Origin of the sequence: Methylocystis sp. H62, assembly GCF_015709515.1 — a bacterium.
Lineage (GTDB): Bacteria > Pseudomonadota > Alphaproteobacteria > Rhizobiales > Beijerinckiaceae > Methylocystis.
Map to the genome: position 1 here is coordinate 55867 of NZ_JADNQZ010000056.1, position 21655 is coordinate 77521.

General features: G+C 63.3%; 28 protein-coding genes. 9 read left to right on the forward strand and 19 right to left on the reverse strand.

What is annotated here, in order from left to right:
- Window positions 1-54 precede the first annotated feature (54 nt).
- From rpsQ to rpsL, 15 genes are all read right to left on the reverse strand, one after another.
- Window positions 55-297, reverse strand: a complete 243-nt coding sequence (gene rpsQ / locus IYY11_RS14320) for a 30S ribosomal protein S17 (protein ID WP_196404465.1) — start codon at window positions 295-297, stop codon at window positions 55-57.
- A gap of 6 nt (window positions 298-303) precedes the next feature.
- A complete protein-coding gene (gene rpmC, locus IYY11_RS14325) occupies window positions 304-516 on the reverse strand; it encodes a 50S ribosomal protein L29 (RefSeq protein WP_018406013.1) in 213 nt (70 codons plus the stop codon).
- A 10-nt stretch (window positions 517-526) separates the two neighbouring features.
- A complete protein-coding gene (gene rplP, locus IYY11_RS14330) occupies window positions 527-940 on the reverse strand; it encodes a 50S ribosomal protein L16 (protein WP_029651571.1) in 414 nt (137 codons plus the stop codon).
- Window positions 941-964: 24 nt separating this feature from the next.
- Window positions 965-1714 carry a 30S ribosomal protein S3 gene (gene rpsC / locus IYY11_RS14335; RefSeq protein ID WP_196404466.1) on the reverse strand — a complete coding sequence of 250 codons (750 nt, stop codon included), beginning with the start codon at window positions 1712-1714 and terminating at the stop codon, window positions 965-967.
- A gap of 13 nt (window positions 1715-1727) precedes the next feature.
- The gene (gene rplV, locus IYY11_RS14340; protein ID WP_196399689.1) at window positions 1728-2114 is read right to left on the reverse strand and encodes a 50S ribosomal protein L22; all 387 of its coding nucleotides are present in this window, start codon (window positions 2112-2114) and stop codon (window positions 1728-1730) included.
- Window positions 2115-2136: 22 nt separating this feature from the next.
- Window positions 2137-2415 (reverse strand): 30S ribosomal protein S19, encoded by a 279-nt coding sequence (rpsS, locus tag IYY11_RS14345; RefSeq protein ID WP_018406017.1) that lies wholly within the window; start codon window positions 2413-2415, stop codon window positions 2137-2139.
- Window positions 2416-2418: 3 nt separating this feature from the next.
- Window positions 2419-3258: a 50S ribosomal protein L2 gene (gene rplB, locus IYY11_RS14350; RefSeq protein WP_196404467.1), complete on the reverse strand. Its 840-nt coding sequence runs from the start codon at window positions 3256-3258 to the stop codon at window positions 2419-2421.
- A gap of 21 nt (window positions 3259-3279) precedes the next feature.
- The gene (locus tag IYY11_RS14355; RefSeq protein WP_196404468.1) at window positions 3280-3576 is read right to left on the reverse strand and encodes a 50S ribosomal protein L23; all 297 of its coding nucleotides are present in this window, start codon (window positions 3574-3576) and stop codon (window positions 3280-3282) included.
- Window positions 3573-4193 (reverse strand): 50S ribosomal protein L4, encoded by a 621-nt coding sequence (gene rplD, locus IYY11_RS14360; RefSeq protein WP_175095542.1) that lies wholly within the window; start codon window positions 4191-4193, stop codon window positions 3573-3575. The genes IYY11_RS14355 and rplD overlap by 4 nt, the downstream gene beginning before the upstream one ends.
- 3 nt (window positions 4194-4196) lie before the next feature.
- Window positions 4197-4934, reverse strand: a complete 738-nt coding sequence (rplC, locus tag IYY11_RS14365; protein ID WP_029651573.1) for a 50S ribosomal protein L3 — start codon at window positions 4932-4934, stop codon at window positions 4197-4199.
- Between the two features lie 57 nt (window positions 4935-4991).
- Entirely contained in the window at window positions 4992-5300 is a 309-nt protein-coding gene (rpsJ, locus tag IYY11_RS14370) for a 30S ribosomal protein S10 (RefSeq protein WP_014890764.1), read from the reverse strand.
- Window positions 5301-5412: 112 nt separating this feature from the next.
- A complete protein-coding gene (tuf, locus tag IYY11_RS14375) occupies window positions 5413-6603 on the reverse strand; it encodes an elongation factor Tu (RefSeq protein ID WP_196404469.1) in 1191 nt (396 codons plus the stop codon).
- A 46-nt stretch (window positions 6604-6649) separates the two neighbouring features.
- Entirely contained in the window at window positions 6650-8725 is a 2076-nt protein-coding gene (gene fusA, locus IYY11_RS14380) for an elongation factor G (RefSeq protein ID WP_196404470.1), read from the reverse strand.
- Between the two features lie 11 nt (window positions 8726-8736).
- Window positions 8737-9207 (reverse strand): 30S ribosomal protein S7, encoded by a 471-nt coding sequence (gene rpsG / locus IYY11_RS14385; protein WP_196404471.1) that lies wholly within the window; start codon window positions 9205-9207, stop codon window positions 8737-8739.
- Window positions 9208-9218: 11 nt separating this feature from the next.
- Window positions 9219-9590 carry a 30S ribosomal protein S12 gene (gene rpsL, locus IYY11_RS14390; RefSeq protein WP_014890767.1) on the reverse strand — a complete coding sequence of 124 codons (372 nt, stop codon included), beginning with the start codon at window positions 9588-9590 and terminating at the stop codon, window positions 9219-9221.
- Between the two features lie 738 nt (window positions 9591-10328).
- Between rpsL and IYY11_RS14395 the strand changes: the two genes are divergently transcribed.
- Window positions 10329-11804, forward strand: a complete 1476-nt coding sequence (locus tag IYY11_RS14395) for a hypothetical protein (RefSeq protein WP_196404472.1) — start codon at window positions 10329-10331, stop codon at window positions 11802-11804.
- A gap of 147 nt (window positions 11805-11951) precedes the next feature.
- Here IYY11_RS14395 and IYY11_RS14400 read toward each other — a convergent pair whose 3' ends face one another.
- Window positions 11952-12560: a phage tail protein gene (locus tag IYY11_RS14400; protein ID WP_196404473.1), complete on the reverse strand. Its 609-nt coding sequence runs from the start codon at window positions 12558-12560 to the stop codon at window positions 11952-11954.
- A 417-nt stretch (window positions 12561-12977) separates the two neighbouring features.
- On the opposite strand from IYY11_RS14400, the gene IYY11_RS14405 reads away from it, so the two are divergent.
- Window positions 12978-13217: a YdcH family protein gene (locus IYY11_RS14405; RefSeq protein WP_196404474.1), complete on the forward strand. Its 240-nt coding sequence runs from the start codon at window positions 12978-12980 to the stop codon at window positions 13215-13217.
- A 186-nt stretch (window positions 13218-13403) separates the two neighbouring features.
- On the opposite strand, the gene IYY11_RS14410 is transcribed toward IYY11_RS14405, so the two are convergent.
- Window positions 13404-13829, reverse strand: coding sequence for a hypothetical protein (locus IYY11_RS14410; protein WP_196404475.1), 426 nt, complete (start codon window positions 13827-13829; stop codon window positions 13404-13406).
- Between the two features lie 503 nt (window positions 13830-14332).
- Here IYY11_RS14410 and IYY11_RS14415 point away from each other — a divergent pair.
- From IYY11_RS14415 to IYY11_RS14440, 6 genes are all read left to right on the forward strand, one after another.
- Window positions 14333-15031 carry a response regulator transcription factor gene (locus IYY11_RS14415; protein ID WP_124739188.1) on the forward strand — a complete coding sequence of 233 codons (699 nt, stop codon included), beginning with the start codon at window positions 14333-14335 and terminating at the stop codon, window positions 15029-15031.
- Between the two features lie 22 nt (window positions 15032-15053).
- On the forward strand, window positions 15054-16973 hold the full coding sequence (locus tag IYY11_RS14420; protein ID WP_196404476.1) for a sensor histidine kinase: 1920 nt from the start codon (window positions 15054-15056) through the stop codon (window positions 16971-16973).
- Window positions 16970-17437 carry an HPr kinase/phosphorylase gene (locus IYY11_RS14425; RefSeq protein ID WP_196404477.1) on the forward strand — a complete coding sequence of 156 codons (468 nt, stop codon included), beginning with the start codon at window positions 16970-16972 and terminating at the stop codon, window positions 17435-17437. The genes IYY11_RS14420 and IYY11_RS14425 overlap by 4 nt, the downstream gene beginning before the upstream one ends.
- Window positions 17438-17626: 189 nt before the next feature.
- Window positions 17627-18028, forward strand: coding sequence for a PTS sugar transporter subunit IIA (locus IYY11_RS14430; protein WP_196404478.1), 402 nt, complete (start codon window positions 17627-17629; stop codon window positions 18026-18028).
- Window positions 18025-18342 (forward strand): HPr family phosphocarrier protein, encoded by a 318-nt coding sequence (locus tag IYY11_RS14435; RefSeq protein ID WP_196404479.1) that lies wholly within the window; start codon window positions 18025-18027, stop codon window positions 18340-18342. The genes IYY11_RS14430 and IYY11_RS14435 overlap by 4 nt, the downstream gene beginning before the upstream one ends.
- Before the next feature lie 173 nt (window positions 18343-18515).
- Window positions 18516-20330, forward strand: coding sequence for a glucan ABC transporter ATP-binding protein/ permease (locus IYY11_RS14440; protein WP_196404480.1), 1815 nt, complete (start codon window positions 18516-18518; stop codon window positions 20328-20330).
- A gap of 113 nt (window positions 20331-20443) precedes the next feature.
- Here the strand turns inward: IYY11_RS14440 and rpsR are convergent, their stop codons facing one another.
- Together rpsR and rpsF are read right to left on the reverse strand one after the other, a co-directional pair.
- Window positions 20444-20680: a 30S ribosomal protein S18 gene (rpsR, locus tag IYY11_RS14445; protein ID WP_014890780.1), complete on the reverse strand. Its 237-nt coding sequence runs from the start codon at window positions 20678-20680 to the stop codon at window positions 20444-20446.
- On the reverse strand, window positions 20677-21132 hold the full coding sequence (rpsF, locus tag IYY11_RS14450; RefSeq protein ID WP_196391599.1) for a 30S ribosomal protein S6: 456 nt from the start codon (window positions 21130-21132) through the stop codon (window positions 20677-20679). The genes rpsR and rpsF overlap by 4 nt, the downstream gene beginning before the upstream one ends.
- A 350-nt stretch (window positions 21133-21482) precedes the next feature.
- Here rpsF and IYY11_RS14455 point away from each other — a divergent pair, with 350 nt between their 5' ends.
- The gene (locus IYY11_RS14455; RefSeq protein ID WP_196404481.1) at window positions 21483-21620 is read left to right on the forward strand and encodes a hypothetical protein; all 138 of its coding nucleotides are present in this window, start codon (window positions 21483-21485) and stop codon (window positions 21618-21620) included.
- Window positions 21621-21655 lie beyond the last annotated feature (35 nt).

Here is a 21655-nt window from a genome sequence, read left to right on the forward strand (position 1 = left end):
TCGGCAAGCCCACTTTGGAGTCGCCGACTTCGTCCGGACAGTTCGTTCTAACGACTACGCCTCGGCCGTCACTTCGACGACCCGCCAGCGCTTCAATTTCGAGATCGGCGCGGTCTCTTCGATCGTCACCGAGTCGCCCACCTTGAACGCGCCGCTTTCGTCATGGGCGTGATAGTTCTTCGTGCGGCGCACCGTCTTCTGGAACAGCGGGTGGGTGAAGCGACGTTCGACCTTCACCACCACGGTCTTGTTCTGTTTGTCGCTGACGACGACGCCCTGGAGAATTCGCTTCGGCATGGCGCTTTAACCCTGCTTTTCGGCGCGCTTATGCGCGGCGATGGTTTTCGTGCGGGCAATGTCGCGACGAACGACGCGCACGCGTGAGGTGTTCTCGAGCTGGCCGGTCGCCCGCTGGAAGCGCAGATTGAACTGCTCTTTCTTGAGCTTCAGCACTTCGTCATTGAGCTGATCTTCGGTCATCGCCTTGATGTCGGAGAGGCGCTGTTTGGATTTCATCACGTTCCCCTTATTCGGCGATGCGTTCGATGAAGCGCGTCTTAATCGGCAGCTTCGCGGCGGCAAGCGTCAAGGCCTCCCGCGCGATAGGCGCCGGCACGCCGTCGATCTCGAACATGATGCGGCCGGGCGCAACGCGCACGGCCCAGAATTCCGGCGCGCCCTTGCCCTTGCCCATACGCACTTCGGTCGGCTTCTTGGAGACCGGCACGTCGGGGAAGATGCGGATCCAGACTCGGCCGGCGCGCTTCATATGACGCGTCAGGGCGCGGCGCGCGGCTTCGATCTGGCGCGCGGTGATGCGATCCGGCTCCAGCGCCTTAAGGCCGAACTGACCGAAGTTCAGCGAAAAGCCCGCCTTGGAGGCGCCACGGATGCGGCCCTTAAAGGCCTTGCGGAACTTGGTGCGTTTGGGTTGCAGCATGATTGCGCTCTTTAATCTTGTTCGTTACGCCGCGTCGCGCGGTTCGCGGTGCTCGCGACGGCGGCGTTCCCCGCCGCGGTCGCGATCGCCATGATCGCCGCCGGACGCCTGTTCGGCCGCCTTCTTATCCTGCGCCATCGGATCGTGCTCAAGGATTTCGCCCTTGAAGATCCAGACCTTGATTCCGCAAGCGCCATAGGCGGTATGCGCGGTGGCGGTGCCGTAATCGACGTCGGCGCGCAGCGTGTGCAGCGGCACCCGCCCTTCGCGATACCATTCGAGACGGGCGATCTCGGCGCCGCCGAGACGGCCCGAGCAATTGATGCGAATGCCCTGCGCGCCCAGCCGCATGGCCGATTGCACGGCGCGCTTCATCGCGCGGCGGAAGGCGACGCGACGTTCGAGCTGCTGCGCAATCGACTCGGCGACGAGCGCGGCCTCGGTTTCGGGCTTGCGCACTTCGACGATGTTGATGACGACTTCGCTGCCGGTGAGCTTGCCCACGAGCTTGCGGATCTTGTCGATGTCCGCGCCCTTCTTGCCGATGACGACGCCGGGACGCGCCGAATAGATCGTCACGCGGCACTTCTTGTGCGGACGCTCGATGACGATCTTCGACACCGCCGCCTGCTTCAGCGTTTTCGACACGGTTTCGCGGATCGCCATGTCCTCGTGCAGGAGCTTGGCGTATTCGCCCTTATTGGCGAACCAGCGCGAATCCCAGGTGCGGTTGACGCCCAGTCGCAGCCCGATCGGATTAACCTTCTGACCCATGGTTTTAAATCCTTTAGGCGTTGGCCTGCGCTTCGACTTCGCGCACGATGATCGTCAGATTGGCGAACGGCTTCTCGACGCGGCTCGCACGGCCGCGGGCGCGGGCGTGGAAACGCTTCATCACCAGCGCCTTTCCGACAAAGGCCTGTGCGACGACGAGATCGTCGACGTCGAGACCGTGATTGTTCTCGGCGTTGGCGATGGCGCTTTCAAGCGCCTTCTTCACCTCATGCGCGATCCGCTTTCTGGAGAACTCCAGATCGGCGAGCGCGCGATCCACCTTCTTGCCGCGGATCAACTGCGCGAGCAGATTGAGCTTCTGCGGCGAGACGCGCAGCATGCGCGCGACGGCCTTCGCTTCATTTTCCGCAAGCCGGCGCGGATTGGCTTCCTTAGACATCGTGAGCCTCTCTTAGCCTCTCTTAGCCCCTCTTGGCCTTCTTGTCGGCCGCATGGCCGTGGAAGGTGCGGGTCGGAGCGAATTCGCCGAATTTGTGCCCGATCATGTCTTCCGACACCGCCACGGGAATATGTTTCTGGCCGTTGTGCACGCCGAAGGTCAGTCCCACGAACTGCGGGATGATCGTGGAGCGGCGGCTCCAGATCTTAATCACCTCGGAGCGGCCTGAACCGCGCGAGGTCTCGGCCTTCTTAAGAAGATAGCCGTCGACGAACGGGCCCTTCCAAATCGAGCGCGCCATGGGTTAGCCCTTCTTCTTGCGATTGTGTCGCGAGGACACAATGAAACGGTCGGTGGATTTATTGGTGCGGGTCTTCTTGCCCTTGGTCGGCTTGCCCCAGGGCGTGACCGGATGACGACCGCCGGAGGTGCGGCCTTCGCCGCCGCCATGCGGATGGTCGATCGGATTCATCGTGACGCCGCGATTGTGCGGGCGGCGGCCGAGCCAGCGTGAGCGGCCGGCCTTGCCGATCGAGGTGTTCATATGATCGGGATTGGACACGGCGCCGAGCGTCGCGAAGCACTGGCCATGCACCAGGCGCTGCTCGCCAGAATTCAGTCTGACGATCACATAGCCCTGGTCGCGGCCGACGATCTGCGCATAGGTGCCGGCTGACCGCGCGATGGCGCCGCCCTTGCCGATCTTCATCTCGACATTGTGCACAATTGCGCCGACGGGGATGTTGGCGATCGGCATGGCGTTGCCGGGCTTCACGTCGACCTGATTGCCGGCGATCACTTCGTCGCCGACGGAGAGCCGCTGCGGCGCGAGAATGTAGGCAAGCTCATTGTCCGCGTAGCGAATGAGCGCGATGAACGCCGTGCGGTTGGGATCATATTCGAGCCGCTCGACCTTGCCAGCAACGTCGAGCTTGCGCCGCTTGAAGTCGACGACGCGATAGGCCTGCTTATGGCCGCCGCCGCGAAAACGCACGGTGATCCGGCCGGCGTTGTTGCGGCCGCCTTTTGAGCTCTTGCCCTCGGTCAGAGTCTTGACCGGCTTGCCCTTGTAAAGCTCTCTGCGGTCGACAATCACGAGCTGGCGAAGGCTCGGCGTGACCGGCTTGAATGTCTTCAGCGCCATCGTTCTATCCTCACGCCTTCCTTACAGTCCGGTCGTCACGTCGATCTTGTGGCCCTCGGCGAGAGTCACGACCGCTTTCTTGACGTCGCTCTGCTGACCGCGCCGGCCCCGGAAGATCTTGACCTTGCCCTTGCGCACCAGCGTATTGACCGCTTCGACCTTGACGTCGAAGAGACCTTCGACCGCCGCCTTGATCTGCGGCTTCGTCGCGGTCTTCACGACCTTGAAGACCACCTTGTTGCTCTCCGAGGCGAGCGTCGCCTTCTCGGTGATGACCGGGGCGACGATCACGTCGTAATGGCGAACGTCCTTGCTCATTTCAGTCGCGCCTCCAGCGCGTCCACTGCGGCGCGGGTCAACACCAGCTTCTCGCGGCGGAGGATGTCGTAAACATTGACGCCTTCGACGGGCAGGATGTCGATCTTCGGGATATTGCGTGCGGCGAGCACGAAATTGTTCTGCGGCGCGCCGCCAACGATGATGATCGCGTTCTCGAGGCCCGTCTTGGCGAAACTCGAGGCGAGCAGCTTCGTCTTGGGCTCGGCGAGCTCCGCCGTCTCCCAAACGATGATGCCGCCGTCCTTGGCTTTCGCGGACAGAGCATGCTTCAGCGCGAGCTGGCGCACCTTCTTGGTCAGGTCATGCGCATGGCTGCGCACCACCGGGCCGAAGGCGCGTCCGCCGCCGCGGAACTGCGGCGCGCGCGCCGAGCCGTGACGGGCGCCGCCGGTGCCCTTCTGCTTGTGCAGCTTCTTGCCCGAGCGCGCGATCTCGGCGCGGTTCTTCACCGCATGGGTGCCGGCGCGCCGCTTGGCGAGCTGCCAGCGGATCATGCGGAAGATCAGGTCCTTGCGCGGCTCAAGGCCGAAGACCTCATCGGAGAGTTCGATCGAACCGGCCGCCTGGCCGTCGAACGACGTGACGTCGATCTTCACGGCTCAGTCCTCCTTCTGCGCTTCTTGCGGAGCGGCGTCTAAATTCGCGGCTTCACCCTGTCCGTTGCCGAGGCGGAACTTGCCCGGCTGCGGCGCATCCTTCGGCAGCGCGCGTTTCACCGCGTCGCGCACGAAAATCCAACCGCCGGCCGTGCCCGGCACCGCTCCTTCGACCAGCAGCAGTCCCCGCGCCGGGTCCGTCTGCACCACCCGCAGATTTTGCGTGGTGACGCGGTCGACGCCCATATGGCCGGCCATCTTCTTGTTCTTGAAGGTCTTGCCCGGGTCCTGACGGCCGCCGGTCGAACCGTGCGAACGGTGCGACACGGAGACGCCGTGGGTCGCGCGCAGACCGCCGAAGCCCCAGCGTTTCATCGGGCCGGCAAAGCCTTTGCCGGTGGAGGTCCCCGTCACGTCGACGAACTGGCCGACGACGAAATGATCCGCCGTGATTTCGGCCCCGATCGGCAGCAACTCTTCCTCTTTCACCCGAAACTCGGCGAGCTTCATCTTCGGCTCCACCGAGGCCGCCGCGAACCGCGTGCGTTCGGCTTTCGAGACATTCTTGACCTTGGCGCGGCCAATGCCGAGCTGAACGGCGGTGTAGCCGTTCTTCTCTTGAGTCCGCTGCGCGACGACCTGGCAGCCGTCGAGCTTCAGGACCGTGACCGGCACATGCTCGCCCGCCTCCGTGAAGATGCGGGTCATTCCGACCTTTTGCGCGATGACGCCCGACCGCATGATCCAATCCTTCGCAAAGCGCGCTCGCATGTTTTAGCGAGCGCCGCCTGAATTCCGTTAGAGCTTGATCTCGACATCCACGCCGGCGGCAAGATCGAGCTTCATGAGCGCGTCCACCGTCTGCGGGGTGGGATCGACGATGTCGAGAACGCGTTTATGCGTTCTGATCTCGAACTGTTCGCGCGACTTCTTGTCGATGTGCGGCGAACGGTTCACCGTGAATTTTTCGATGCGTGTCGGAAGCGGAATCGGACCGCGGACCTGAGCGCCCGTGCGCTTGGCCGTCGAGACGATCTCCTTCGTCGACGTGTCGAGAATCCGGTGATCGAACGCCTTGAGGCGAATCCGGATATTTTGACCGTTCATTTTTCCGTCCTTTAGGACCGCGAGCGGTTCTGCTCGCCTTCATGCGCCGCGCGCCGTTGCGCGCGACTTCTTTCACAAGAGCGAGCGCTTGGCCCGCGGCCCAAGATTCGCTTTACTCGATGATGCTGGCGACGACGCCCGCGCCGACCGTCCTGCCGCCTTCGCGGATGGCGAAGCGCAGCTTCTCCTCCATGGCGATCGGCACGATCAGCGCGACTTCCATCGTCACATTGTCGCCCGGCATCACCATCTCCACGCCCTCGGGCAATGTGACGATGCCGGTCACGTCCGTCGTGCGGAAGTAGAATTGCGGGCGATAGTTGGTGAAGAACGGCGTGTGGCGGCCGCCCTCTTCCTTGGTGAGGATATACGCCTCAGCCTTGAACTTCGTGTGCGGCTTCACCGAACCCGGCTTGCACAGCACCTGGCCGCGCTCGACGTCCTCACGCTTCGTGCCGCGCAGCAGGCAGCCGACATTGTCGCCCGCCTCGCCCTGGTCGAGCAGCTTGCGGAACATCTCGACGCCCGTCACCGTCGACTTCACCGTCGGACGGATGCCGACGATCTCGACTTCCTCGCCCACCTTGATCACGCCGCGCTCGATGCGCCCCGTCACCACCGTGCCGCGGCCCGAAATCGAGAACACGTCCTCGACCGGCATCAGGAACGGCTGATCCTTCGGACGCTCCGGCTGCGGGATGTAGGCGTCGACCGTCTCCATCAGCTTCAGGATCGCGTCATGGCCGATCTCGGGGTTCTTGCCCTCGAGCGCGCACAGCGCCGAACCCTTGGTGATCGGAATGTCGTCGCCGGGGAACTCATATTTGCTGAGCAGCTCGCGCACTTCGAGCTCGACGAGCTCGAGAAGCTCCGGATCGTCGACCATGTCGACCTTGTTCAAGAACACGACGAGCGCCGGCACGCCGACCTGACGGGCGAGCAGAATGTGCTCGCGGGTCTGCGGCATCGGGCCGTCGGCGGCCGAGACCACCAGGATCGCGCCGTCCATCTGCGCCGCGCCGGTGATCATGTTCTTCACATAATCGGCGTGGCCGGGACAATCGACATGGGCGTAATGGCGGTTCTTCGTCTCATATTCGACATGCGCCGTCGAAATGGTGATGCCGCGCGCCTTCTCTTCCGGCGCCTTGTCGATCTGATCATAGGCCGTAAAGGTCGCGCCGCCCGTCTCCGCCAGAACCTTGGTGATCGCCGCCGTCAAAGACGTCTTGCCATGGTCGACGTGCCCAATCGTCCCAATGTTGCAGTGCGGCTTCGTGCGTGAAAACTTTTCCTTGGCCATCGCCGTGCTCCTTTGAAGAGTACCTGTCGCCCCGTCGCGTTCGAGATCAGGCGTATTTCGCCTGGACCTTCTTCGACTCCGCTTCGGGGACTTGTTCGTAGTGATCGAATTGCATCGTGTAGCTGGCGCGTCCCTGCGTGAAGGAGCGCAGCTGATTGACGTAGCCGAACATGTTGGCGAGCGGCACCATGGCGTTGATCACCACGGCGTTGGCGCGCATGTCCTGACCTTGAATCTGTCCGCGACGGGAATTCAGATCGCCGATGACAGAACCGGTATATTCCTCCGGCGTCACCACTTCGACCTTCATGATCGGCTCGAGCAGCACCGAGCCGCCCTTCTGCAGCGCTTCGCGCGTCGCGGCGCGCGAGGCGATCTCGAAGGCGAGCACCGACGAGTCGACATCGTGGAAGGCGCCGTCGATGAGCGTCGCTTTCAGATCGACGACCGGGAAGCCGGCGAGAATGCCGGACGTCGTCACCGACGCAATGCCCTTGTCGACGCCGGGGATATATTCCTTCGGCACCGCGCCGCCGACGATCTTGCTTTCGAACTCATTGCCCTTGCCGGCTTCATTGGGTTCGAAAATGATCTTCACGCGCGCGAACTGGCCGGTGCCGCCGGTCTGTTTCTTATGCGTATAGTCGATTTCAAGCTTGCGGCCGAGGCGCTCGCGATAGGCGACCTGCGGCGCGCCGATATTGGCGTCGACCTTATAGGTGCGCTTCAGAATGTCGACCTTGATGTCGAGATGCAGTTCGCCCATGCCCTTGAGAATGGTCTGGCCGCTTTCCTGATCGGTTGAAACGCGGAAGGAGGGATCCTCGGCGGCGAGCTTCTGCAGCGCGATGCCGAGCTTCTCCTGATCGGCCTTCGACTTCGGCTCGATGGCGATCTCGATGACCGGATCCGGAAACTCCATCCGCTCCAGAATCACGGGCTTCTGCATGTCGCAGAGCGTGTCGCCGGTGCGCGTGTCCTTGAGGCCCGCGAGCGCGACGATGTCGCCCGCAAAGGCTTCCTTGATGTCTTCGCGATTATTGGCGTGCATCAGCAACATGCGGCCGATGCGCTCTTTCTTCTCTTTCGTCGAATTGAGCACTGTCGTGCCGGAGTCGATCTTGCCCGAATAGACGCGGGCGAAGGTGATCGTGCCGACGAAGGGATCGTCCATGATCTTGAACGCGAGCATGGAGAAAGGCTCGGAATCGAGCGGCTTGCGATCCAGCTCCGCGCCCGTGTCCACATCGACGCCCTTGATCGCCTCGCGATCGACCGGCGACGGCAGATAATGCACGACCGCGTCGAGCAGCGGCTGCACGCCCTTGTTCTTGAAGGCCGAGCCGCAGAACACCGGAATGAAGGCGATCTTGCGCACGGCGGCGCGGATGAGCCTGTGCAGCGTCTCCTCGTCCGGCTCCTGGCCGTCGAGATAAGCCGCCATGGCCTCGTCGTCCATTTCGACCGCGGCTTCGATCAGCGCCAAACGATATTCCTTGGCCTTGTCAAGCAGGTCCGCCGGAATCTCTTCGTCGTGATATTTCGCGCCGAGCCCTTCGTCTTCCCAGACGACGGCCTTCATGCGCACGAGATCGATAATGCCCTTGAAATTCGACTCGGAGCCGATCGGCAATTGCACGCAGACCGGACGACCGCCGACGCGCGTCTTGATTTCCTCGACGCAGCGGTCGAAGTCGGCGCCGATCTTGTCCATTTTGTTGACGAAGACGATGCGCGGCACATTGTATTTGTCGGCCTGACGCCACACCGTCTCGGTCTGCGGCTCGACGCCCTGGTTGCCGTCGAGCACGCATACGGCGCCGTCGAGAACGCGCAGGCTGCGCTCGACTTCGATGGTGAAGTCGACGTGGCCGGGCGTGTCGATGATGTTGAGGCGCTTGCCGTTCCAGAACGTCGTCGTTGCGGCGGACGTGATGGTGATGCCGCGCTCCTGCTCCTGCTCCATCCAGTCCATCGTCGCGGCGCCTTCATGCACCTCGCCGATTTTATGGCTCTTGCCGGAGTAATAGAGGATGCGTTCCGTCGTCGTCGTCTTGCCCGCATCGATGTGGGCCATGATGCCGAAGTTACGGTAGTCCTCGATCGGATGAGAGCGGGCCATGACGGTTGTCCTTACCAGCGGTAGTGCGAGAAGGCGCGGTTGGCTTCCGCCATGCGATGCGTGTCTTCGCGCTTCTTCACCGCGGCGCCGCGGTTGTTGGATGCGTCGAGCAGTTCGGCCGACAGACGGTCGACCATGGTCTTGTCGTTGCGGGCGCGGGCCGCGGTGATGATCCAGCGAATGGCGAGCGCCTGACGACGCTCGTTGCGCACTTCGACCGGCACCTGATAGGTGGCGCCGCCGACGCGGCGGGACCGAACCTCGATCGCCGGCGCGACATTCTCGAGCGCCGTCTTGAAGACGGCGAGCGGATCGCTCTTGGCCTTCGTCTCGACCTGATCGAGCGCGCCATAGACGATCTGCTCGGCGACCGACTTCTTGCCGTCGTACATGATCGAGTTCATGAATTTCGTGAGAACGATGTCGCCAAATTTGGCGTCTTCGATCACTTCACGCTTTTCGGCCCGGTGGCGACGAGACATCGAATGGCTCCTTACTTCGGACGCTTCGCGCCGTATTTCGAACGGCGCTGCTTGCGGTCCTTGACGCCCTGCGTGTCCAGCACGCCGCGCAGAATGTGATAGCGAACGCCGGGAAGATCCTTCACGCGGCCGCCGCGGATCATCACGACCGAGTGCTCCTGAAGATTATGGCCCTCGCCCGGGATGTAGCCGATGACCTCGAACCCGTTGGTCAGGCGCACCTTGGCGACCTTGCGAAGCGCGGAGTTCGGCTTCTTCGGCGTCGTCGTATAGACGCGCGTGCACACGCCGCGCTTCTGCGGGCAGGACTGCAGATGGCGCGCCTTCTCGCGATAGGTCGGCGCTTGGCGCGGCTTGCGGATCAACTGGCTGATCGTCGGCATTCAATAGGGTCCTTCGCGTGATTGCGAATGGCGGATGTCAAGGGATCCCGCCGCGCATGGCCCTTAAAGGCACGCGCAAACGAGCGAAGCGCCGATGGCCGTAAGGGCCAAGGCGCTTCTAACGCAGAGGATCCCGTCGCCGGGATCGTGCCTTCCTGTCAGTCGCTTTCGCGACGTGCTGATTACCAACTACATTTGGCGGTCACAGGCAAGGCGACAGCGTTTAAGTTCGAAGGATCGAGAGCGAGGCGCTCGCCGACGGCATGAACTTACGGCCTGTCGAAAGTGGGCGGAACCTAATCGCGACGTTGGGCGGCGTCAAGCGGAGAATGTCACGCTGATTCCAAAAAAAGCTATGTTCTTGCTCGAGCCTTCAAAGCCGCATAGCATTCGCCTTAGCGACGCGTTCCGTTTTTTAACATTGAGAGGAACCTCCCCACCAGGGATGTCCCCCCCATTTGAATGCCTTCTTGCAGGCCGTTTGGCCGGAATGACATGCTGAAACCCGCCGTACGATTCTCGTGTGTCGTTGACAACGAACCTATTTTTCTTGCGCAAGCGATGAGATGGGCGCGAAGCCTAATTGAAATCGCGAAGGTTCCGCCCGAAGATCTTGTGGTGCATTACATTCTAGGGCTGGGCCAGGATTGTGTGGCGAGCTTTTCGCCGCTCGGCGTCAGAACGACAGAAGTGCAGGCGGTTTCGCGGCGGCGTCCGCATCTCAACAAACTCGCACAATTGCGGTCGGCGCTGCTGCGCGACGCCGACCTGGCTGTGTTATGCGACTGCGACACGCTCTTTGTCGCCGATCCGCGACCCTATTTCGCGAAGAACCTGGTCGCGGCCGCGGTCGTGGACCGGCCGAACCCGCCGATCGAACTCTGGGACATCATGCTCCGGCGCGCCGGGCTGACGCGTCGGCGACCCGACATCGCCGTGGCTTCGGACGCCGCCACGACTATTTTCGAGAACAGAAACGGCGGCCTCTACGTGCTGCCCGGCACGCTGCTTGGCGAACTCGACGAGCCTTGGCGCAAATGGGCTCAGTGGCTCGAGGCGCAGGGGGATGTTCTTGGCGACTACGTGTTTCACATCGATCAGATCGCGTTCGCGCTGACCTGCCTAGAGCTGCGCATTGAACCGGAACTGCTGCCGAAAGCCCTGAACTTTCCAACCCATCTGCCGGCGGCCGACATTGGCGACGGCGCGCCGATCATACTGCACTACCATCGTCAGGTGGACGACAGCGGCATGCTTCAGCCGCTGGGCCAGCCTACGGTCGATCGAGCGGTCGCCTTCGTCAACGAGAGCCTGGCCAAACCCGCGATGATACGCCGGAAGCGGCGGTTGTTGCTCCATGTCGGATTGCCCAAGACCGGCACCAGCGCGCTACAGAGATGGTGCTATGCGAATTCCGGCCGGTTCCTTGAGCAGAGCATCCGCTACCCGACGCCCAGCGCCGACACGGAGATGCCAAAACACCAGTTCATCGTTTCGGACCTGATGACTGGCGATCTTTCCCGCACCGCCCGGGCGGTCGCCGAAGGCGGCGAAGAATGCACGGTCCTCACCACCGAGGGGTTGACCAATCATCTCTATGATTTTCGTCCGATCGGGCTGGAGAAGATCCGCGACCTTTTCGAAGCGTTTCACCTGACAGCGTTCCTGGTTCACCGGAAACCGGAAGACTGGCTGAGGTCGTATCACAAGCAGTGCGCGATCAATCCGCGGATTGCCGAATACTGCTATGGAACGGGCCTGGATCTCCATGGGTTCGGTGAGTTGCCCCGCGTTCGCAAGCTGATGAATGTCCCCAACCTCGGCCAGGACTGCGCCGCGGCGTTTGGCGCGCAAGAGGTCGTCACGGCGGATTACGGGTCCGATTGGCTGGCGCGTTTTCTTGGTCTCTGCGGCTACACGCCGACTGAAAAGGTCGAACTGGAAGTCACCAACGAGAGCCTGCCCGACTGGCTCTTCGAGGCGGTCCTGCGGATCAACCGCCAACCCTTCAGCGACCACGCCCGCATCGCGTGGCTAGGCTCGCTGCAGCGCTTCGCCAGCTCCCGGCATATCGGCCTGAGGAAGCACGAAGCGACTGCGCATTCCTGCGACCTGTGGCGGGAACTCGATCCAAAGCTGGTTGACAGGATTGCATCCCCGGACGCCCGCTGGGCGGGCTACCAAGAGCTCCTGAGCGAACTGAGCCGGCGCTAGAGCGCGGCTGGCGAAAAAGTGGCAACCGGTTGTTCGTATAGAGCGCGCTCTGAACTTTTGGAATCAATCACGCTGCAATGAGCGATTCCGCCCAAATGCAGCGTTCTCTTCAGCGCCCGGCGCGAGCGCCGCGCGCCGCCGTTTCGGTCAGTTGCGCGATGGAAAGATGCCTTGCAGCGCAACGCACCACATCATGGTGAGATAGGGTCCCCTTTGGCTCACCGGCTGGCCGCCCCCGCTGGGCTGGATCATGTCGCCGGCCATGACGCGGTTGGGCGGACCATCGTGGTAGGTGTCGTCGGAGCCGACGCCGCCGCCAAGATACCGGCCGTCCGGGCCGCCCTTGTCGGCGGTGGCGTTGGTCGCCTGCACGCCGTGATTGTGAGCCGGCATCTGGCTGGTTGTGATGGTGAAGTTCTCGCGGCCGCCGACCTGGCCCTCGACATAATTGGAAAGGCCCGGCCCGGTCCCCTGGTGGATCGGCGCGCGGCCGCGAAGGTCGGGCAGGGCGAAGGTGGTCGAGCCGTTGCCGCCATAGGTCGTGCCGTACAGGGAAAACAGCGCCGTGTTCTGCGAAATGGACAGAAGCTGGCCGTCCGCCTGCGCCCAATTGCGGGGACAGAAGGTCGCGCCCGTGAGCATCAGCTGGCCGAGGAAAGGCTCGGCCTGCGCCGCGGCAGGGGATATCGATGCGAAAGTCGCGACGACCGACAATGAAGCGGCGATCGGGAGAACTGCAAAGAGTCTGTGCGACATATTGTTTCCCTCAAATATTATCATTGTTGCAACGCCCCAGGTTAGCATCGAGTTTTCTGAAGTTACAGGGGGCGGCGCAATTAAATTGCGGATGCAACCAAGCCAATTCTGCCGATGAATCGAATCCTTGTTTTTTATTCATGTTCATTCGGCGTCGGAGTGGCCTGCGCCTTCGCCATTCTGGACGCTGCATGCTACGGTTGGATCGAAACCGCCCCGAGATTCTGGCCGACCGATCGCAACCGTGTGGCGCCGGCGCGCCGTTGGCTCGGGACGAGCAAGCGCCCAACCCGTAGACGTCGACTCATCTGCGCAGTTTGGTCGCATGCCGACGGCATTGCGCCGGGCGCAAGCCGGTAACATCATCCCCCACTGCGACGGCGACGCCGCCAAAGTTGATCAAGGAAGGAAGCTCGAATGAGCCATGTTGCGCATGAGTTGCACGAAGAATTTCCCGAACAGGCCGAGGCCATTCACGCCTTGAAGGCCAGCAATGCCCACTTCGCGCGCCTCACCGAGGAATATCACACGCTCAATCGCGCCATTCACCGCATGGAGACCAATGTCGAGCCGGCGGATGACGCAACGATCGAAGATTTGAAAAGGAAGCGGCTCGCGCTCAAGGATGAGATCGCCGGCTTCCTGGCGACGGTTTAAGACCCCCTCCCCGTCCCTCCCCCGCTGCGCGGGAGAGGGAGCGGGCGCCGCACTTCATCGCCTTTCCTAGCCTCGACTTTCATCATCATTCTGGGCCTTTGGAAGATTCAGCCGAGACGCCGTTCCTCCCCTCTCCCGCGTAGCGGGGGAGGTGGCGAGCGCAGCGAGCCGGAGGGGGCGCAAATCTTATCGATATTGCGCAGGCGCCTGCGGATTGTTCGCGGGGTTGCTGTCGTGCTTGGTCAGGCGGGCGACCAGCGGGCCGCCGACCAGGTGCTGAAGCTCCGCCTCCAGCGCGTCGGCGACGTCCTTTCCATAGATTTCCTCACCGGCGACATGGATCGAGAAAGCTTTGCTGTGCTTCTCGATTTTCGCCGGATCTTCAATCACCGCCTTTGTCCATTTGTAGAGCGGGAAATTCTCCTCGCCGCGCTGTTCGGCCGCGGCGACATAGTCGGCAAAGGCGTCGAGCTGGTTCCGAAGCTTCGCGTTATGTTGGGCCAGAATATCGCTGAGCGGCTTGAGCGCCGGATTTTCCGGATCCTTGCGGGCGAGCTTGGCCGCCGCGTCGGCGAGATTGACCCGAACCTGATATGCCCACTCTTCGCTCATTGCTCCGCTCCCTGGGACTAACGCCGCGCGCCGCGCCTTCTTTTCACGCGCGCCTCACTTGCGCCTTATGAGCCGAGCGGCGTCGGGTCTGAAAGAACCTATAGAAGATTGGCGAAAACCCGAGATTTTCCAAGCCCCCGGGGCGCCGCCAGCTGTCGCGCCCGCCGAGCTATCCCCTTGTCGCGCTTACGTTTAGTCGGGCATGCCCAGGCATAAGGTGATTTTTTTGGCAATACTGTGTATAAGCGCTCTAGCGGCATCGAGGCGGCGCCGCCTTGTGGGAACGGACGTCGGCCACATTTCAGCCGCCTTGGCCTCGGACTTTGTCGGGTCGACCGGCGCGCCTTTCGAAAGTCCGGCTGTCGAGTCGATATGAGTGTCGACTGTTGAGCATCGACGTCGCGCCCTTCGAGGAGTCGGGGGCGGCCGTATCGCGCGGAAAGCGCAGTCACGTCGCGCCGGCCCGGACGTTAAATTGCGGCCGCAAATAGCAAAGGGTGAAGATGCCGACCATCGCTCTCGTCGACGACGATCGAAACATTCTCACCTCTGTCTCCATCGCTCTGGAGGGCGAGGGGTATCGCGTCCAGACCTATACCGACGGCGCGCAGGCGCTCGACGGGCTGCGCGCCAATCCGCCCGATCTGGCGATCTTCGACATTAAGATGCCGCGGATGGACGGCATGGAGCTTCTGCGTCGACTGCGGCAGAAGTCGGACCTCCCGGTGATTTTCCTCACCTCCAAAGACGAGGAAATCGACGAGCTGTTCGGCCTGAAGATGGGGGCGGACGACTTCATTCATAAGCCTTTCTCGCAACGGCTGCTCGTCGAGCGGGTCAAGGCGATTCTGCGGCGCTCCAATCCAAAGGAGGCTGCGGCTCAGAAGGAATCGGAGGCCAAGGTCCTGGAGCGCGGCGCGCTGCTGATGGACCCTGAGCGCCACACCTGCACCTGGCGAGGCGATCCGGTGGTGCTGACGGTCACGGAATTCCTGATTTTGCAGTCGCTGGCGCAGCGTCCCGGCGTCGTGAAGAGCCGCAACGCGCTCATGGATGCGGCCTACGACGACCAGGTCTATGTCGACGATCGAACGATCGACAGCCACATCAAGCGTTTGCGCAAGAAATTCAAGGTCGCGGACAACGACTTCGAAATGATCGAGACGCTCTATGGCGTGGGCTATCGATTCAAGGAAGCCTGAGTTCTCGCGGAGGGGACGCGAGATGGACGCAAGCGTCGAGGGAGACGGCGACGTGACCGCCGTCGGCGACCAGGTTGCGGAAGCGCCGCGTCCGGCGGTCCCGGCGACCGCTCCAGCGCGAGACGCCGCGGCGGCGCGGGCCCGCCTGTGGCGGACGATCTCCGTCCGTTTGGCGCGGGCGCAGCGCACGGTGCAGCGAACCGTCCAGTCGCATCTTTCATCCTCGCTCACCCGCCGCATCGTCGTTCTCAATCTTGGCGGGCTGGTCGCGCTGCTGGCCGGGTTCCTCTACCTCAACCAGTTTCGCGAAGGTCTCATCGACGCCCGCGTGCAAAGCCTGCAAACGCAGGGCGAGATCATCGCCGCGGCGGTGGCGGCGTCAGCGACGGTCGACACCGACGCCATCTCCATCGATCCCGAGAAGCTGTTGAAGCTTGCGCCGGGAGAAAGCGCGAGCGACGCCGACGGCTCCCCGCTGGAGTTTTCGCTCAACCCCGAACGCGTCGGCCCGCTGCTACGGCGACTGGTGTCCCCGACGCGGCTGCGGGCGCGCATTTACGACCGCGACGGCTTTCTGCTGCTCGATTCGCGCTCCGTCTCCGGTCGTTCGAACATTCTGCGCTTCGAGCTGCCGCCCGCGGGCGGCCAGCCCACCACATTCGACGCATCGTCATTCCTCGAACGGTCGCTGGAGTTTGTCCAGCGCCTGTCACATCGGCCGGAGCTGCCGCTTTACGAAGACATCGGCATGGGCAATGGCAAAGCCTATCCTGAGGTCGGCAGCGCGCTCGGCGGCCATATTCATTCGGTGGTGCGCGCCAACGCCAGGGGCGAAACCATCATTTCCGTCGCCGTCCCGGTTCAGCGTTACCGGTCGGTGCGCGGGGCGCTGCTCCTCTCGACCATGGGCGGCGACATCGACGCCGTCATCGTCACGGAACGCTGGGGCATCATCCGCATCTTTCTGGTCTCGGCCGGCGTGATGCTGCTGATTTCGCTGTTCTTCACCAACACGATCACCGAACCGATGCGCCGCCTCGCCGAAGCGGCCGAGCGGGTGCGGCGCGGCGTCAAATCCCGCCAGGAGATCCCGGACTTCTCGGACCGGCCCGACGAGATCGGCCATCTTTCGGGCGCGCTGCGCGACATGACGAAGGCGCTCTACAACCGCATCGACGCGATCGAGCATTTCGCCGCCGATGTCGCGCATGAACTGAAGAATCCGTTGACGTCTCTGCGCAGCGCCGTCGAGACGCTGCCGATCGCCAAGACCGAGGAGTCGCGCGACAGGCTGCTCGCCGTCATCAAGCATGACGTCGGCCGGCTCGACCGTTTGATCAGCGATATTTCCGACGCGTCCCGTCTCGACGCCGAACTCGCGCGCGCCGACATGGACGTCGTCGATCTCTTGGCGGCGCTGTCGACCGTCGTCGACTTGGCGCGCGCGGTGGAGCGCGGCGACGGCGTCACCATTCAGCTGACCGTGCGCTCCTCTCCCTACGACGCGCCGCGCAGCCGCTGGCGCGTTCTCGGCAATGACTCGCGCCTCGGTCAGGTGTTCAACAATCTGATCGACAACGGCCGCTCGTTTTCAAAGCCCGGCGGCGTCGTGCGGGTGCTGCTGTGGCCGGAGCGGGCGAAGGGGCCGGGCGGCCAGCAGATCGAAGGCTTCGAGATCATCGTCGACGACGACGGCCCCGGCATTCCCGACGGCGCGTTCGAACGCATTTTCGAGCGTTTCTACACCGACCGGCCGGAACAGGGGTTTGGCCAGAACTCCGGGCTCGGGCTCTCGATCTCCCGCCAAATCATCGAGGCGCATGGCGGACGCGTCCGCGCCCTCAACCGCACCCGGGCGCATCCGCAGGGCACTGACGAGCCCCACCCTGGCGACGCCGTGCTCGGCGCGCGCTTTGTCGTCTGGTTGCCGTCGGCGCGATGACGCCGCCGCCGCAAGCGTCAGAGTATGTTCACGCCAATGCGCTGGTTCTCGGCGCGTTCGGCCTGCTGCTGCGCGGACCGTCCGGCGCCGGCAAGAGCGCGCTGACCTTGCAGCTTGTCGCCGACTGGCGGGCGCACGGCGCTTTCGCGGCGCTCGTCGGCGACGACCGGGTCGCGCTCGAAGCGCTCAACGACCGGCTGATCGCAAGGCCGCATCCGTCGATCCGCGGGATCATCGAGGCGCGCGGCCTCGGGCTGATGCGCGTCGCCTATGAGCCCGCCTGCGTCTTGCGGGCCGTCGTCGACCTCCTCGCGTCCGGAGAGTCGCCGAAGCGATATCCCGATGAGGCCGACGCGACCACTGAGTTGAGCGGCGTGACGCTGCCGCGTATGTTCGAAAACGCCGCAAACGTCGGAGCGGTGGCGCGAATTGCAGCTTACATTCAGAACGTTGCGACAAATTGACGGGGCCCTGCTGTTTTCGCTTGCCTATTTCGCCGCGTTGCACAAAATGTCGCCCCTGTTGAGCGGGGCGATCACGGCGGGCGCAACGGCTCCTCCTGGGATGCAATTTGGCTCCGTTCGCCCTTGCGGGCCGACGCATTTTACGAGACATCGGCGCGCAAGAGACGTCTTCATGAGTGGTAGGGTCGTATGATCGGAATGGTCTTGGTGACCCATGGCCACCTTGCCACTGAGTTTCGCGCGGCGCTCGAACACGTCGTCGGACCTCAAAAGCAGATTGCGGCGATCTCGATTGGGCCCGAGGACGATATGGAGCGCCGACGCGGGGATATTATTGACGCGATCCGCGAGGCCGACAGCGGCGAAGGCGTGGTGCTGCTCACCGATATGTTCGGCGGCACGCCCTCCAATCTTGCAATATCCGTCATGGATGGCGGAAAGGTGGAGGTTCTCGCGGGGGTCAACCTGCCAATGCTGATCAAGCTCGCTTCGGTCCGCGATACGCAACCTTTGGAGCAGGCGGTGCTGCAGGCGCAGGACGCCGGCCGCAAATATGTTTACATCGCCAGCAAAGTGCTCAACGCCAAATGAATGATCTCGTGACCGATAAATTTCATCAGGCTGCGGCCGAAGACTCCATGTCGCGGGAGCTCCCGATCATCAATAAGAAGGGGCTGCACGCCCGCGCAACCGCCAAATTCGTGCAGTGCTGCGAAAAATTCGACGCCGTCATCACTGTTTCAAGAGGCGACGAAACCGTTGGCGGCAGCTCGATCATGGGCATTCTGACGCTGGGCGCCAGCCAGGGCACGACGATCGCCGTCACCGCGACTGGCCCCCAGGCGAAGGCGGCGCTCGACGCGCTGGAGACGCTCGTCGCCAACCGCTTCGGCGAGGACGAATAGCTCGGCGAGACCCCGCCGGAAGCCGATCGCAAGATCTCACTCGCAAAACTTGCGCGCGAGCGGCCAGCCCTGTACAGCGCGTCCGCCACAATCGCCATGTTATTCGAAGCAAACGCGCAAGTTGCGATCCGTCGCAGGTTTGCTGAACCTTCCCCTGCTGGCAGGCGTCGTCCATGTCCGTCTTTAAAGTTTACGTGCGCGTGCTGGGGCTGTTGCGGCCTCAGGCGCGGCTTGCGCTCATACTGGTCGCGGCCAATCTGGCGCTCGCGATCTCGGCCTTCGCCGAGCCGATGCTCTTTGGGCGCATCATCGACCGCATGACGCGCGCGCAAGCGCCCGGCGCGACTTTGACATGGAGCGATCTGCTGCCGCTCGTGTCCGCCTGGGCCGCCTTCGGCCTGTTCTCGATCGGCGGCGCCATTCTCGTCGGCCTCAACGCCGATCGGCTCGCGCATCGCCGGCGGCTCGCGATCATGTCGGATTATTTCGACCACGTTCTCAGCCTGCCGCTGAGTTTTCACACCAACGTCCACTCCGGGCGTCTCTTAAAGATCATGCTCGACGGGGCGAACGCCATGTCGGGGCTGTGGCTGTCGTTCTTTCGCGAGAACTGCGCGTCCTTCGTTGCGCTCTTCGTGCTCTTGCCGGCGACGCTGTTCTTCAATTGGCGGCTCGGCTCGCTGCTCATGGCGCTCGTCGTGATCTTTTATTTCGTGACGAGCTTCGTCCTGCGACGCACGGAAGATCTGCAGGGTCAGGTCGAGCGCTACAATTCGACGCTCGCCGAACATGCGTCGGATGCGCTTGGTAACATCCCAGTGGTGCAGAGCTTTACGCGCATCGAAAGCGAGTCGCATGCGCTGAACCGCATCATCGACGACGTCATCGCGGCGCAGATGCCGGTTCTCTCCTGGTGGGCCTTCGTCGCCGTCGCCAGCCGCGCCTCGGCGACGCTGACGATTCTGGCGATTTTCCTGCTCGGCGTCTGGCTGCATTTGCGCGGACAGGCGACGATCGGCGAGATCGTCGCCTTCATGAGCTTTGCAACGATGCTGATCGCCCGCCTCGAACAGGCGGTCGGCTTCGTCAATGTCCTGTTCCAGCAGTCCGCGAAGATTGCGGACTTCTTCGGCGTCCTCGACACGCCGCCGAGCGTCGCCGATCGCCCGCATGCCCGCGACGCGGAGCGGCTTGTGGGCGCGGTCGAGTTCGACGCCGTCACCTTCGCCTACGACGGGCGACGGCCGGCGGTGCGCGACGTTTCGTTTACGGCGAAGCCCGGAGAGACGATCGCGCTCGTCGGCGCGACGGGCTCAGGCAAATCGACGACGCTCGGGCTCTTGCATCGGGCCTTCGATCCAGACAGCGGCGCGGTGAAAATCGACGGCGTCGACATCCGCGAATTCACCTTGAGTTCGCTTCGCCGCAATATCGGCGTCGTCTTTCAGGAGCCGATGCTGTTTGCGCGATCGATCGAGAAAAACCTGCGCATCGGCAATCCGGACGCGACGGACGAGGAGATCGCCCATGCGCTCGAACTGGCGCAGGCGACGGAATTCGTTGCGCATCAGAGCGACGGGCGGGCGACGCGCGTCGGCGAACGCGGCCGCTCGCTCTCGGGCGGCGAGCGCCAGCGGCTCTCGATCGCAAGGGCGCTGTTGAAAAACCCGCCGATCATGGTGTTCGACGAGGCGACCTCGGCGCTCGACGCGACGACCGAGCGGCTAATTCAGAAGGCGCTGGAGGCGGCGATGAAGGGCCGCACGACCTTCGTCATCGCCCATCGGCTGGCCACGGTGCGCAACGCCGACCGCATCCTCGTCTTCGATCAGGGCGAGATCGTCGAGAGCGGCGGCTTCGACGAATTGGTCGCCAAGGGCGGTCGTTTCGCGATGCTCGCGGCGGCGCAGTTCATGACCGAGCCCACCGTTTCGACGACGCCGCTCGACGGGGTTTACGAAGCCGGCGCGCAGCAGCCGGCGGAGTGAGAGGCCGGCGGCGCGCGACGCGAGCAGCAAGCCGGCTCCGAACGCCAATGGTGAAAACAAAAAAGCCGCGCCCCTTTCGGGGCGCGGCCACAGGCTTCAAACACGCGATCTTCTTAGCGGATCACGTAAGGCAGCAGGCCCAAGAAGCGGGCGCGCTTGATCGCCTGGGCGAGTTCGCGCTGCTTCTTGGCCGAAACGGCGGTGATGCGCGAGGGCACGATCTTGCCGCGCTCGCTGATGTAGCGGGACAGCAGACGCGTGTCCTTGTAGTCGATCTTCGGCGCGTTGGCGCCGGTGAACGGGCAGGACTTGCGGCGGCGGAAGAAGGGGCGGCGCGGGGCGGTGCTCATTCGACCTCTCCTTCAACCTTGCCTTCTTCACGGCGCGGGCGACGCTCGGGACGATCTCCGCGATCGCCGCGGTCTCCACGATCGCCTCTGTCGCCGCGCGGGCCGCGGCGATCGCCGCGGTCGTCGTCTTCACGTTTGCGAAGCTGCGCGGAGGGACCCTCCTCCAGCTCGTCGACGCGCAGCGTCAGCACGCGCAAAATATCTTCGTTGATGCTCTGCTGGCGCTGCATCTCGGCGAGCGCCGCCGGCGGCGCATCGATGTTCATCAGGGTGAAATGCGCCTTGCGGTTCTTGTTGATCCGATAGGCGAGCGACTTGACGCCCCAATATTCGGTCTTGCCGACCGTGCCGCCGAGCGACGCGATGACGTTTTTGAACTGCGCGGTCAGAGCCTCCACCTGCTGGGGAGAAACGTCCTGACGCGCGAGATAGACATGCTCGTACAGAGGCATGGATTTTCGCCTTTCCGTTGCCGCGAGCCGCTCCGGCGCCAAGCCCTTCGAGCGCTTCTTGGGGACCTGCCCCCGGAAAGGCTCGAGAAGGAAAGTTCGAAGGCGGAGGCACGGGAAGACAGGATTTAAAACCCTCGCTCGATTTAGCGCATATCCTTGCCCGAAAACCGCTATGCACTTTTCGGGGATATGCGCTCAAGCGCTTCCGTTCAGCCCCCGGCCGGGAACGTCGCGATCGGCGGTTTATACGCGGCTTTAAGCAGGATGCAAGAGCGCAAGGCCTCGCGGCTTGCCGCAGGGCGGCTCGGCCAGTATGGTCGCGCCGTCAAGCCGCCGCCAGGAGAGACGAGATGACGCGGAAAATCCGAGTGTTCGCGCTGCTGGCGGCCCTCTCCGCGCTGCTCTCCGCCTGCGACAAATGCGGCGGCTTCCAGGAAATCCGCGTTCCCGGCCAGCCGCACGCCTGCCGGGATGGCGTGGCGCGCTGACGCCTTCAAAGCCAGCGCCAGCCATCTGATATAGA